The following is a 13,284-nucleotide window of genomic DNA, read 5'->3' on the forward strand; positions in this document are numbered from 1 at the left end:
GGGCGTGAAGTCATCCGTGCCAATTGTTCGGGTATCTCCGGTCGATTCGGGGGCGCCCGATGGAGCGGGCGAGAAGGTCGATCCAGGCTAACCACCCAACATTTGAATTGCCACCGAGCCCCCGTCCCGCGTCCCTCGGTCGCACCGCCCATCGACGCCTCGGGCGCCGGGATGCTGCGAAGCTGGGGTCATGTCGTGGCCCCGAGGTCCCCTGCTCCGGTCGGACCGCTTCCTCCTGGAGCCGCTCTCCGTCGACCACGCCGACGAGATGCTCGCCGCGCTGGCCCCGAGGGAGCTCTACGGATTCACCGGAGGCGAGCCCCCCACCCTGGAGCAACTCCGCGCCCGCTACCGTCGGCAATCGCGGGGTCACTCCGAGGACGGAAGCGCGGGCTGGCTGAACTGGATCATCCGGCCCGTCCAAGGCGGGACGGCGATCGGTTTCGTGCAGGCGACCCTCGTCGGCGCCGATCCCGACCGGGTGGCAGACCTCGCGTGGCTGGTCACGACGAGCGAACAGGGCCGGGGCGTGGCCGCCGAGGCCGCCTCGACCGTCGCGGCCTGGCTGGCGTCGATCGGGGTCGGGAGGCTGACGGCCTCCATCCATCCCGCCCACGCCGCCTCAGCCCGGGTGGCGCAGCGGATCGGCCTCGCCCCCACGACCGCCAGCGTCGACGGCGAGACCGTCTGGGAAGGCCCGGCCCGTCCGGTGCGGTGACCGCCCGGGGGTGATTAGCGACCCGGAGTCGCCCGCCGCAAGCTCCCAGGAGCGACCCGCCGGACGGTCAGAGCGGCAGGCCGGCGTCGCGGTGCAGACCCTGCACCAGCGGCTCGAGCTCGGCCGCCAGGGCGGGAGCCGCCGCGAGGGTCATGACCCCGCTCTCCCGCGCCTCGCCGAACCCGCCCACGCGCGCCCCGGCCTCGCGGCAGATCAGCGCGCCGGCCGCGTGGTCCCAGGGGTTCAGCCCGCGCTCGGCGTAGGCGTCGAGGCGGCCGAGCGCCACCGAGCACAGGTCGAGTGCCGCCGAGCCCGCCCGGCGGATGTCGCGCACCCGGCCGACCAGCCCGGTGACGACCTGACCCTGCTTGACCCGCACCTCGGCGTTGTACGAGAAGCCGGTGCCGACGAGCGCCTGCGCGAGCGGCACGTCCTCGTTGACCGCGAGCCGGCGGTGCGCCGCGCGCGGTGAGTCGAGGAACGCTCCCCCGCCCGCCGAGGCGGTGAACACCTCGCCGAGCACCGGGTTGACGACGACGCCCGCGAGGGCGGTCCACTCCGCGGGATCCGTGCTGCCGGTGACCGCGGCGATCGACACCGCATAGGCCGGGATGTCGTAGAGGTAGTTGACGGTGCCGTCGATCGGGTCGACGACCCAGGTGATGCCCGAGCTGCCCGGGGTGGCCTCGGACTCCTCGCCGAGGAACCCGTCCTCCGGCCGCGCCTCGGCGAGACGGGCGCGGATGAAGTCCTCCGACTCGCGGTCGGCGAAGGTCACGACGTCCTCGAGCGACGACTTGGTCGCGGCGACCGTCACACCCTCGGCGCGGCGACGGGCGACGAGCTCGGCCGCATCGATCGCGATCGACCTGGCGAGTTCGAGGAGCTCAGCCGGAGAGGGGGCCGCGGCGGCGGCGGCGGAAGAAGTCATGGATGCGCTCCGTGATCTGGTGGCGAGTGAGGGATTCGAACCCCCGAATGCTGAGCAGTCTGATTTACAGTCAGATCCCTTTGGCCGCTTGGGTAACTCGCCAGGCGCACCCGACCACGTTCGACAACACAACCGAAGGCGCTGGTCAAGGATACCCATGACCCGCGCTGGAGCGAAATCGCCTCCGATCAGCCCGCCGCGGCGGCCTGTTCGCCGTAGCGCACCGCGTACTCGAGCACCTCGTCGAGGTAGGCGGGCGACTCGTTGTAGCCCGCGATGGCGGTCCGCCATCCGCTCTCCGTCGTGAGGTCACCCCCGGTGTAGCAGAGGTACTCGGCCGCCGAGAGCGAGGAATCGTCGATGTTGTGGATGTCGGGCACCCCGTCGCCGTTGGCCTCGGTGGCCCACGCGGCCCAGGTCGCGGGCACGAACTGCATCGGGCCCACCGCGCGGTCCCATTCGGTGTCGCCGTCGACCGCCCCGGCATCCGTGTCGGGGATCTCCTGGAACCCGTCGCCGTCGAGCGGCACGCCGATGATCAGGTCGCTGGTCACGCCGTTCTCGCCGATGCTGCCGCCGAAGATCGTGCCGTGGTGCGACTCGACCCAGCCGATGCCGGCCAGCGTGTTCCAGCCCACGCCGCAGCCGGGCCGCACCTCGCTCTCGGCGATCGCGGCCCCGGCGTAGCCGGTCAGGGCGCGCCTCGGGATGCCGGTGGCCTCGGCGACCCGGTCGAGCCAGGCGGGGTCGACGAGTTCTGCGGTCGGCGTGCCGGCGTCGTAGGTGCCGGAACCGGATTCCTCCGCCGGGGCCTGCGGCGGGAACGCGGGGCCGGCCGCCTCGGCACCGGAGGAAGCGCCGCCGCCGCTCCCCGTGCATCCGGCGAGCAGGAGCCCGGCGACACCGAGGGCGCCCAGGAGGCCGAGGGCGCCCGGGCCGGAACGGGTCGGGACGCGTGGCTGCATGACCCCCACTCAACCATCACCGGCTGACAGTCCCGCGGCGGCCGCCCTAAAATGGCCTCATGGCAGATTCATCGTTTGACGTGGTCAGCAAGGTCGACAAGATGGAGGCGGACAACGCCCTCAACCAGGCGCAGAAAGAGGTCGCGCAGCGCTACGACTTCAAGAACATCGGCGCCTCCATCGAGTGGAGCGGCGAGAAGGTGCTGATGAAGGCCAACTCCGAGGAGCGCGTCAAGGCGATCCTGGAGGTGTTCGAGTCGAAGCTGATCAAGCGCGGCATCTCCCTGCGCAGCCTGGATGCGGGTGAGCCGTTCGCGAGCGGCAAGGAGTACCGGCTCGAGGCCTCCATGAAGGAGGGCATCGCGCAGGACGACGCGAAGAAGATCAACAAGCTCATCCGCGACGAGGCCCCCAAGAGCGTCAAGTCGCAGATCCAGGGCGACGAGCTGCGCGTGAGCTCGAAGAGCCGCGATGACCTGCAGGCCACCATGGCCCTGCTCAAGGGCGCCGACCTCGACGTCGCGCTCCAGTTCATCAACTTCCGCTGATCGGGATGTCCGGCACGCCAGGCCCGGGCAGCGACGGCCCGGGCACCGACAGCCCCGGCACCCCCGGCATCGACGTCCCCGACCGCCGGGGCCGCACGGGCCTGGACCGCGAGGGCCTCGACCTCACCGGCAACCCCCGGGTGCGGGTCGAGGAGGTGCGGCTGCTCACCTCGAACTGGTACGTCACCCGCACCACCCGGATCGCCTTCCAGCACCGCGACGGCCACTGGTCGACCGAGGAGCGCGAGACCTACGACCGCGGCAACGGCGCGACCGTGCTGCTCTACGACGTCACGCGGCGCACGGTGCTGCTCATCCGTCAGTTCCGCTATCCGGCCTACGTCAACGGGCACCCCGACGGCATGCTGCTCGAGGTGCCGGGCGGCCTGCTCGACGACGACGCCCCCGAGGAGGCCGTGCGCCGCGAGGCGCACGAGGAGACCGGCTACCGCATCGGCGAGGTCGAGCACCTGTTCGACGTCTACATGAGCCCGGGATCGGTGACCGAGAAGCTCTACTTCTACGCCGCCGGCTACGACACCGCCGACGAGGGCGCGTCGACCCGAACGGATGCGGGGGGCGGGCTCGCCGAGGAGGGCGAGGACATCGAGCTGGTCGAGCTGGGCATCGACGAGGCGCTCGCCCGCATCGGCGCCGACATCATCGACGCCAAGACGATCATGCTGCTGCAGTGGGCGGCGCTCAGCGGCCCGTTCGCCCGCTGAGCCCCACCACGGGGTCCTACCCCGCCACGGGGCGCCGCCCCACCACCGGATAGGGGAACAACCCCGTCGGGTCCCACTCCTCCCGCAGCCGCGCCAGGCGCTCGAAGGTCTCGGGCGGCCACGACGCCTCGAAGGATCCCGGCACCGAGAGGTCGCCGGCGAAGTTGATCGAGTTCGACGCCGACACCCAGGGCGCGAGCCGCTGCCCGATCCCGTCGGCGACGGCGGGCAGCACGGTGTCGAACAGCGCCGGATCCGGCACGCCGATCAGCACCAGGGTGCCGGAGGCCGATCGCCCGCCGACCGCGCTGCCACCCGGCACGTCCCGCGCCGTCGCACCGCCGAGGTGCCGCAGCTCGGCGGCCACGATCGGCACCTCGCGCTCCGGCCCGAGCACGTCGAGGAAGGCCTCGATCAGGTCGTCGTCGATCAGGTCGAGGAGCATCCCCCTGTCCCACGCCGGCCCCGGATCGACCGGATCGTTGTGCACGAGCCCGATCTGGGCGGCCGGCATCTCACCCACCCGGCCGAACACCGCGGGCGCCGCCGACCGCAGGGGCGCGAAGACCCGCTCGGCCTCCTCCGGCTCGCCGACGTGCACGTAGCGCAGCGAGACGACGGTCTTGCCGCGGAGCGCCTCGGGTACGACCGGGAGCGGCGGGAACCGCAGCACCGCGACCGAGGAGGTCGCCTCATCCGGGGCCGTGTCGGTGAACGCGGCCCAGGCGCGCAGCACCGCGGGGATGTGCTCGGCGTCGAAGAACAGCGACCCGCCGTAGAAGGTCGTGAGCGGCACCAGCTCGAAGTCCATCGAGGTCACGACGCCGAATCCGCCCTTGCCTCCGCGCAGAGCCCAGAAGAGCTCCGGATGCCCGCCCTCGCCTGCGTGGACGCTGATCGCCTCGCCCGTCGCCGTCACGAGCCGGAAGGCGCGGGCGTAGTCCGACGAGAAACCGTGGCTGCGGGCGAGCGGGCCCAGGCCGCCGCCCAGCGTGTAGCCGATCGTGCCGACGTGGCCGGAGGCCCCGGTGACGGGCGCGAGGCCGTGCACCGCGGCGGCCTCGATCACCGAGCTCCAGCGGTTGCCTGCCCCGATCCTGGCCACCCGGGCGTCGGCGTCGATCTCGAGCGCGTCCAGCCGCCACGTGGTGACGAGCACTCCGTCGCGCACCGGCGCGAACACCCCGTGGCCGGTCGCCAGCACGTGCAGCGCCAGCCCGTGTGCCGCCGCGAAGCGCACGGCCGCCTGCACGTCGGCCTCGCTCGCGGCCCCGACGAGGAGGTCGGGATCGTGCACGACCATCGTGTTCTGGCCCGCCGCCTCGGCCGCGAGACCACTGTCGCCGCGGCGGAGGACCGGCCCCCGCACGTCCCGCCCAAGGGCGTCGAACTCATCCGTCGTGAACGTCATGAGCAGACGTTATCGAGGATCGGGCGGGACGGGAACGGCGGGACCCCACAGGATCCCGCCGTCGGCGTCTTCGGCCGTCAGCGTCTTCCGCCGTCAGCGTCCCGCCGTGCCGAGCACGCTCAGCTCGTCACCGCGGGTCAGACCGACCGCCGCCGCCGCATTCCGACCAGCACCAGGCCGAGAAGCAGTGCCCCTGCCGCACCGGCCAGACCGAAGGCCAGGCCCGAGCCCGTGCTCGCCAGGCCCGAGGGCCCGGGCAGCACCGGCACCGTCACGAGGGTCTGCGCCTCCGACATACCCTCCGGGGAGACGTCGCCGACGTGGTCGACCTCGCCCCAGGGGCCGGTGGGGTTCGTCACGTCCGCCAGGTTGGCGATCGCACCGGCCGAGTTCACGACCGTGGTCACGGTGAACACCCTGGAGGCGCCGACCGGCAGGCTGTCGACCGGCCAGGAGAGCTCGCCGCCCACCCCGTCGATCGTCGTCGTGGTCGCCGGCGGATCGGTCGAGACGACGGTCAGTGCCGAGGGGAAGACGTCGGTCACCGTGATGCCGGTGGCGTCGATCTGCCCTGTGTTGGTCAGCGTGATCGTGTAGACGAGGGTGTCGCCCACGGTCGCCGCCTTCTTGTCGACCGTCTTCTCGAGCGAGAGCCGGCCGACGTCGAAGGTGTTCGTGACCGTCACGGTCGCCGGGCCCGCCGCCTCGCCGTCGGCGAGGATCGTGATCCCCTCCTCCGGATCGATCGAGGATGCGGTCGCGAGTCCGCGGTCGGTCTCCGTCACGATGCACTCAGCACCGGCGATCAGGTCGCCGATCGAGGCCCGGTAGCCGTTCGCGGCCGAGAGCACGACCTCGCCGTCGTCGGCCAGCGCGATCGGGGTGATCACGCCGTCCTTCTCCCACGTGCAGACGACCTGCATCGTGAATGGTCCCGAGCCGAAGGCGGCCACGCCGTCGCCGACGCGCTCCTTCACGATGTCGAGCGATCCGGTGTCGAAGGTGTTCGTGATGGTGACCTCCGCCGCCGCGTCGGCCGGCACGGTGACCTTCCCGCCGGCCGGCGCGTAGACGGTGCTGGTCGCTCCTCCCGCCACCGTCTCCTCGACCGTGCAGCTCGCGCCCTGGATCAGGCCCTCGATCGAACCGGCGTAGCCGTTCGCCGCGCTGAGCTCGAGCACCCCGCCGCCGGGCAGCGGGATGGTCAGGGTCTGACCGTCCTTCACCCAGGTGCAGGTGACGACCGCGGTGAAGGGACCGGCACCGTAGGTCTCGGCACCCGCCCCGTCGATCACCTTGGTGACCTCGACACGGCCGGCGCTGAACCGGTTCGTGACGTCGGCCGTGACCGAGCCCACGGTCTGGCCGTCGCCGGGACCGACGATCCGCACCGAGGCGGCCGGGGTCGACTCGTTCGCTCCGCCGTCCACCGTCTCCTCGACCGAGCACAGGGTGCCGATCGGGAAGACGTCGCCCAGCGTGCGGGACTTCCCGCCGGTGAGCACGATGTCGCCGTCGAACAGCGTCTGGCCGTCGTAGGTGCAGGTCACCGCGATCGTGAAGGGCCCCTGGCCGTAGCCGTCCTCGGGCGAGGGCGACCCGGTGCCGTCGCCGGCTCCGGTGCCCGCCAGGGTCTTGGTGACCGTGAGCGTGCCCGCGGCGTAGGTGTTGGTGTACGCGGCGGTGCTGCCCGTGGCGCGGATGGGCACGACGGCCTGGGTGCCGGTCGTCGCGGCGCCCCCGTTGGTGCTGACGTGGATCGCGTTGCCCGCATCCTGCGCGCCGTCGGTTCCGGTCTCGACGACCGAGCAGTCGGCGAGCACCGGCAGGCCTTCGATCGTCCGCGAGGCTCCCGCCGCGAGGCTGAACGAGGCGTCCGCCGGGGCGAGCGCGACCGCCTGGCCGCCGGCCGCGACGCAGCTCACCGTGTACTGGAACGGCCCGAAGGAGCCGACCGTGGCGAGGGTCGACACGGTCTTCGAGACCGTCAGCGACGCCAGCGCGTAGTCGTTCACGATCCCGACCTGCTGTGCGGCGGGCACCGGGGCGGTGGCCGCGGCCGGGGCCGCGATCGTCACCGACTCCGGGCTGACCGAGCGCGTGGTCTCGCCGTACGACCCGGTCGTGCCGTTCTCGGTCACCGAGCAGACGGCGCCGAGCGGGATGCCGTCCAGACGCGCCGTGTAGTCGTGCGCCGCATCCAGCACCACCTGGTCGGTGGCGAACCGAACCGCAGCTCCGGCGACCGTGCAGGTCACGGTCGCGGTGAACGAGGTGGGTGCGAAGGATGCGCCCGCGCCGGTGACCGCCTTGGTGATCTGCAGCGGGCCGCCCTGGAGGGTGACTCCGGCGTAGTTCGAGGCCGCGCTCTTCGGCGCGCCCGTGACGAACTGCGCCACGAGGCCGATCTGGTTCCAGGCGAACTCGGGGCCGACGGGGGCGTCGACCGGCGCGAGTGCCGCATCCGCCGCGGTGACCGGCTCGTTCACCGTGTTGTAGAGGATCGTCACCGAGCCGCCGGGAGGCAGCACGCCGCCGGCCGCGCCGGCGAAGTCGACCGCGACGCGGAGGCCGGTGATCGCAGCCCAGTCGCCCGTGTACGAGGCGATCGGGGTCCACTCGGATGCGACGGGGTGCGTCGAGCAGGTCGGGTCGGTCGGCCAGGCCGAGGCCGGGTCCGTGCCGACACAGACCGCGGCGGCGGTGGTCACCTCGATCGTGCTGGTCGATCCCGCGGGGGCGGAGACGGTGACCGGGGTCGCCGCATCCAGCACCGGCTTGAAGGTCGAGCCGCGCGGGGCGCCGGTCGCGAGGCGGCGGTCGCCCGCGAAGGGCAGCGCGTCGACCACGGTCAGCGACGTCGAGGCGATCGTGCCGTTGTTGACGGGCACGAGCTTCCAGGTGTCGGTGCCGCCGACCACGGTCTCGGCGGCGCACGGGGACTTGTAGAAGCCCTCGGAGTCGGCCAGGCACGGCAGCGCCGGGTCCGTGGTGTTCACGGCGCCGCTGACGGTGCCGCCCGCGACATCGCCCTTGACCGACTTGGTCGAGACGACGGCGCTGCCCGGCTGCGGGCCGACGAAGTTCGTCGTGCCGCACTGCGTGGGCCCGACACCGGCGAGGGTGCCCTGCATGTTGCCCGAGGTGTTGGTGCAGGCCTGGAGGGTCTGCCCGGTGGTCACGACCATCTGGTTCGTGGCGCGCTCGCCGGCCGAGAGACCGACGCCCAGCACGATGCCGAGCGTGACGGTGAAGGTCTCACCGGGCTGCATCCGCTGCCCGCCGGTCGGCCAGGTGAAGACGATCTTCTTCGTGGTCTGGTCGTAGGCGACGGTGACGTCGGTCGAGAGCGTGCCTCCCGCACTGGTCGCGAAGACCGGGGCCTCGCCGTCCCAGTCGAGCTTGTCCGGCAGGCTGTCGGTCAGGTCGCCGATGGTGAGGATGCCCGTTCCGCTGTTGCGGAAGGTCATCGTCCACTCGTTCGGGGTCAGCGGGGTGACCGTGTGGATGTTCGAGAACGGAGACTTCGAGACGTCGATCGAGAACGTGCCGGCCAGCAGCGAGACGGTGTCCGTGCTCTCGGCGTTCGCATCCGGGTACACCGACGGCTGGTCGGTGCGGTGCGAGTTCGTCTGCACGGTGTTGTCGACCGAGCTCGGGAAGAGGATCGCTGCGCCGTTCCGCGCCACGTCGAGCAGGGTCACCTTGAGCAGCGCGGTCGCCGTGTAGTTCGCCGGTATCGCGGTGTTCGAGAGCAGCCCGCCGTCGGCGCGATAGAAGACGAAGCGGATGCCCGTGACGTCGGCCACGGTCTTCCCGGCGGGGAAGGCCGGCAAGGCGGCGGTGGGTGCCGCGGTTCCGGCCACCCAGTCGGCGCCGCCGTTCAGCTGCACGTCGACGCGCACCCGGTCGGAACCGGCCGGGAGCGTCACGTCGGACGCGGCGAGACCGGTGAGCGCGAACTCGTTCCAGAACTCGGCGTCTGTGTCGGTGATCGTGACCTGGTTGGTGGGCACCGTCGACGAGCCCTGCGTCGCGCCGAGCGTCGCCGTGACGACCGTGCCGCGATCCTTCTCGAGGATCGTGTCCGGCGCGAACTGCTTCGACGCGGTCACGTCGAGTGCACCCTGCACCAGGGTGACCGACTTGGTGTCGCTGTCGAAGGGACGCGCACCCGGAGTGCCCTCGGGGTAGAGGACCGGGTCGTAGCTCTGGGCGAAGGCGGAGTTCTCGACCGTGAACGGCGAGACCGGGACGGCGCTGTCGCTCCGCAGGGTTTGGCGCAGCTGGGTGGAGAGCACGAGCTTCGCCTGGCTGCCGCTGGCGATCGAACCGCCGTCGATCGCCGGGTCGAGACCGGCGAAGGTGACGCTCACGCCGACCACGTCCTGCAGGTCGGTGAGCGTCGCGGCCTGACTCAGCGACACGGTACGGGTCGACAGGGTGCCGTCAGCTGCGCGCTGCTGGAGGAAGACCGTGGAGGCGGCCGCGTCGATCTGCGCCGGGTCGACCGTGGAGGCGATCTTCGTGAGGGTGAAGCGCTCGAACGGGTTGGTCGCCGCGACGTAAGCCGTCTGGGCGAAGGGGTTCGCACCCCAGGCGTCGGCGGGCTGGGCGCAGTCGGCCACGTTCTGGCACGGCATCGGGTCGGTGACCCGGAGGTACGAGGCCCGCGACGAGGAGTTGTTGGTCGCCGTCAGCGTGAAGTCGTTCGTCGGGTAGCCCGACGCCGGCACGTCGCCGAAGTTCGGCACGACCATCCGGCTCTTCTGGGTGCTCTTCTGCACGTCGACCGCCGGCGGCTGGTCGACCAGGGCGATCGTGTCGGCCGCGGTGCGGGGCCCGACGGGCGTGCCGTTCTGCACTCCGGTGACGGCCATCGTGTTCACGATCGTGCCGGCGGCCGGGTCGTTGAAGGCCTGTTTCGCGGTGACCCACGGCGACGCGGGGTCGGCCGGGTCGCGGAGCGTGTTGCGGAGCTCCCAGATCAGGCGGAGCGGCCGGGTGTCGCCGAAGGCGCTGGTGGCGACACCGGAGCCCACCGGCGGGGCCAGCGGGTCGGTGCTCGAGGCGCGGGCCTGGTCGTTCGGGGTCACGATGAACCGCACGCCGGTCGCGTCACGCGACTCGTCGGCCGTCAGGGTGTAGCCGACGAAGCCGTTCTGGCCCATCCAGCCGCCGGCCGGCGCCCGGGTGGCGTCGTGCCAGTCGCCGCCGTAGAAGAACTGCACGTTCGTGATCGTGTCCCAGCGCAGGCGCGGGTCGAGCGAGTACGGGATCGCCGGGACGGACTTCAGGTCGAAGGCCTGGAAGACCGTGTTCCGGGGAGTCGCCTCGCCGGCGGCGGGGTCGGAGACGACCACGCGGGAGTACCCGGTCGAGGTCACGCCCCAGCCGAGCGCGGTGCCGACGCGGGCGCCGGACTGCGAGCTGAGGAGGTTGGCATCGGCCGAGAAGTCGGTCGTCCGCCAGGCCTTGGTGCCGGCGAGGGTGCCGGTACCGCTCTCGCTGCGGATCTGCGCGACCGCGTCATCCTGCACCACGTCGCTCACGACCGGGACGGTGCCCCCGGCGACCGAGCCCTCGCCCTGGGCGGTGGCGATGTCGGTGTACGCGGAGGCGGGGCCGTTCGCGACGGAGGTCGGGGTGCCGTTGGAGCGCGTGCTGCCGAGCGCCTGGAAGACCGCGTTCGGGCTGACCGTGGTGCCCTGGGCGAAGCCGGCCGGGTTCTCGAAGGTGTAGCGGAGGCCCACGATCCCGGGGATCGCAGCGGTCGGGAGGGTGCCCGAGTAGACCTGCGTGCCCGCGGTCGCGTCGACGACGTGGAACGTGGTCCAGGTCGCACCGTCGAGCGTGTACTCGATCGTGAGGGTGGACCCCGCGAGCACCTGGGTGGGGGCGATCGCGATCGGCTGGAAGGCGTTCCAGAAGTCGTCGGAGACGCCCGGGCGGAACAGGTCCTCGACCACGATCTTTGCGGGGTTCACGAACGCCGAGTCGGTGGAGGTGGAGGTCGGCAGCTGCACGACCGCGGTCGCGCCGGGCGACACGGGGGCGCCGGGCTGGATCGTCTTCACGATGCTGAGGGCGATGTCGGGCGTGAAGACCTTGAGCGGGGCGCTGGCGTCGGCGCTCGCGCTGCCCACCGGGTTGCTGCCGGTGACCACGAGGGTGTTCGTGAGGTCGACCGGGGCCGCGGGGTCGGCCACGAGGCCGACCCCCGGCGTCACGCCGAACGGGGCGGAGACCTGCGCGCCGGGCGCGACGGCTCCGGTGTACGAGATCGAGAACCCGGTCAGGTGGTCGCCGGATGCGGGGGCCGGAGCCGTCGGGGTCGAGCCGCTGGCGAAGGGGGCGACGACGGGTGCCGCGGAGGCGAAGTGCCAGGTGACCGTGGCGCCCGTAGCGCCGGTGGGGTAGGCCAGCGGCGCCTGGAAGCCGGCGAAGTGCACGCTGTCGGTGAAGAAGTCGAGGTCGTCGAGGGTGAAGACGCTGAGCGGCCCGTTGGAGTCGTTCTGGCCGGTGATGACCGCCTTCGCGGTGACTCCGGCGGGCACGCGGGAGGGTGTGATCGACTTGGCCGCCTTGACGGCGACGGTGAGGCTGCCGATCGAGTAGGGCGCCTGGGCGGTGTCGGTGGCGGAGGGCTGGCCGGGCACGTCGACCGTGCCGGTCACGGCGTTCGTGAGCGAGGCTCCCGCGACCAGCGAGGCGCCGGTGGCGCGGTCGGTCGCACGCTGGGCGACGTCGACCACGACGCTGCCCGCGGCACCGCCCGGGGTGAGGGCGACCGTGCCGGCGTCGCCGGCGAAGGTGAAGCGGAGGCCGGCGACCGCGGATGCGGCGACGCCGGTGGGCAGGGCGATGGCGCCCGGCGCCCGCGGCGATCCGGGGACCCAGGTGTAGCCGCCCCCGGCAGCGTCGAGGACGTAGGCGTCGACCTGCACCGTGGTGGCACCGGCCGGGAGGGTCACGGCCCCGAAACCGGCGAAGTCGGTGACGAGGAACGGGTTGTCGCCGCCCAGACCGGCCTCGCCGTCGTCGGCCGAGGAGGGCTCCTGCACGGTGAGGCGCTCGGCGGCCACGTTCGAGGTGTTGCGGCTGCCGAGCGTGATCGCCGAGGCGGCGCCGGGCTGGAACTGCTGGCTCGCGGGCTGCCAGGTCTTCGTGACGTCGGTGCCGACGTGGACCGGGATGGCCACCGTGACCTCGGCGCCGTCGCTCGGCTCGTTCATGGCGTTGGCGGCCTTCACCGTGGCGGTGTTCGGCACGGCGACGCCGTTGGAGGGCCAGCTGGCCGGGAGGTTCTGCGGGGCGCGGAGGGTGACCTGCACGTCGACGGACTCACCGGCGTTGATGCCGACCTTGCCGTCTCCGAGATCCTGCGCGTAGACCGCGGTCAGGGTGCAGTCGTCGGTGACGGTCGTGCTGCAGCCGCCGAAGCTCACCGAGGCGATACCCGACGGCACGGTCGTGGTGGACAGGATGTCGAAACCCTGGCCCGGGAGGCCGAAGGCGGTCGGCAGCGGGTCGGTGAGGGTGGCGTCGACGCAGTCCTCGTCGCTGCAGCTGACCGAGATCGTGTACGTGAACTCGTCGCCGGGCTTCACCGTCACGGCCTCCTGGCCGTCGACCGTCTTCGCTATGGCGAGGAAGCTCGGGTTCGCGGCCTGGGCCGGGAGCGCAGGCACCACGGCGAGCATGGCCGCGACGAGCGCGACCGTGAGCGCCGAGGCCACGGGCGCGAGCCGCTGGTACCAGCGGCGCGCGCGTGCGCCCCGGTTTTCGGGCGCGAAAAGGGTCGGTTTCAGGTCGAACGTCACGTGCTGGGGTCCCCTCGTACAGCGATGCGGTGCGGGCTCACCGCCGCCGTCGACTGGGTTGAGAGGAAAGGCAGGCGGTGAGCCAGTGCGAGCCTAGGGACGGTGTCGTGCTCGCGACCGCGGAGGGGTGGGGCTTTCACCCGTCGATTCACCCTCGGGGGTG

7 protein-coding genes and 1 tRNA gene are annotated in these 13,284 nt (G+C 72.1%); 3 read left to right on the forward strand and 5 right to left on the reverse strand.

What is annotated here, in order from left to right; genetic code table 11:
* The first annotated feature begins 190 nt into the window (after nucleotides 1–190).
* Nucleotides 191–718, forward strand: a complete 528-nt coding sequence (locus AC59HU_RS05760; protein ID WP_497222396.1) for a GNAT family N-acetyltransferase — start codon at nucleotides 191–193, stop codon at nucleotides 716–718.
* Between the two features lie 67 nt (nucleotides 719–785).
* Here the strand turns inward: AC59HU_RS05760 and AC59HU_RS05765 are convergent, their stop codons facing one another.
* The 3 genes from AC59HU_RS05765 to AC59HU_RS05775 all read right to left on the reverse strand — a co-directional run bounded on the left by AC59HU_RS05765 (nucleotide 786) and on the right by AC59HU_RS05775 (nucleotide 2,614).
* Nucleotides 786–1,649 carry an inositol monophosphatase family protein gene (locus tag AC59HU_RS05765; protein WP_497222397.1) on the reverse strand — a complete coding sequence of 288 codons (864 nt, stop codon included), beginning with the start codon at nucleotides 1,647–1,649 and terminating at the stop codon, nucleotides 786–788.
* Nucleotides 1,650–1,666: 17 nt separating this feature from the next.
* Nucleotides 1,667–1,751, reverse strand: a tRNA-Tyr gene (locus AC59HU_RS05770).
* Between the two features lie 86 nt (nucleotides 1,752–1,837).
* A complete protein-coding gene (locus AC59HU_RS05775) occupies nucleotides 1,838–2,614 on the reverse strand; it encodes a lytic murein transglycosylase (RefSeq protein ID WP_497222398.1) in 777 nt (258 codons plus the stop codon).
* A 59-nt stretch (nucleotides 2,615–2,673) separates the two neighbouring features.
* On the opposite strand from AC59HU_RS05775, the gene AC59HU_RS05780 reads away from it, so the two are divergent.
* Nucleotides 2,674–3,162: a YajQ family cyclic di-GMP-binding protein gene (locus AC59HU_RS05780; RefSeq protein WP_370545119.1), complete on the forward strand. Its 489-nt coding sequence runs from the start codon at nucleotides 2,674–2,676 to the stop codon at nucleotides 3,160–3,162.
* 5 nt (nucleotides 3,163–3,167) lie between these two features.
* Nucleotides 3,168–3,887 (forward strand): NUDIX domain-containing protein, encoded by a 720-nt coding sequence (locus AC59HU_RS05785; RefSeq protein WP_497222399.1) that lies wholly within the window; start codon nucleotides 3,168–3,170, stop codon nucleotides 3,885–3,887.
* A gap of 16 nt (nucleotides 3,888–3,903) precedes the next feature.
* Here the strand turns inward: AC59HU_RS05785 and AC59HU_RS05790 are convergent, their stop codons facing one another.
* Nucleotides 3,904–5,298 (reverse strand): FAD-binding oxidoreductase, encoded by a 1,395-nt coding sequence (locus AC59HU_RS05790; RefSeq protein ID WP_497222400.1) that lies wholly within the window; start codon nucleotides 5,296–5,298, stop codon nucleotides 3,904–3,906.
* Between the two features lie 137 nt (nucleotides 5,299–5,435).
* Nucleotides 5,436–13,121 carry a DUF5979 domain-containing protein gene (locus AC59HU_RS05795; RefSeq protein ID WP_497222401.1) on the reverse strand — a complete coding sequence of 2,562 codons (7,686 nt, stop codon included), beginning with the start codon at nucleotides 13,119–13,121 and terminating at the stop codon, nucleotides 5,436–5,438.
* Nucleotides 13,122–13,284: the final 163 nt, after the last annotated feature.

Source organism: Herbiconiux sp. 320_LB (assembly GCF_059691755.1).

What these genes read in the sequence shown, in the direction of transcription:
- AC59HU_RS05760 (WP_497222396.1), top strand. Translation starts at nt 191, where the DNA reads ATGTCGTGGCCCCGAGGTCCCCTGCTCCGGTCGGACCGCTTCCTCCTG.
- AC59HU_RS05765 (WP_497222397.1), bottom strand. Translation starts at nt 1,649, where the DNA reads ATGACTTCTTCCGCCGCCGCCGCCGCGGCCCCCTCTCCGGCTGAGCTC.
- AC59HU_RS05775 (WP_497222398.1), bottom strand. Translation starts at nt 2,614, where the DNA reads ATGCAGCCACGCGTCCCGACCCGTTCCGGCCCGGGCGCCCTCGGCCTC.
- AC59HU_RS05780 (WP_370545119.1), top strand. Translation starts at nt 2,674, where the DNA reads ATGGCAGATTCATCGTTTGACGTGGTCAGCAAGGTCGACAAGATGGAG.
- AC59HU_RS05785 (WP_497222399.1), top strand. Translation starts at nt 3,168, where the DNA reads ATGTCCGGCACGCCAGGCCCGGGCAGCGACGGCCCGGGCACCGACAGC.
- AC59HU_RS05790 (WP_497222400.1), bottom strand. Translation starts at nt 5,298, where the DNA reads ATGACGTTCACGACGGATGAGTTCGACGCCCTTGGGCGGGACGTGCGG.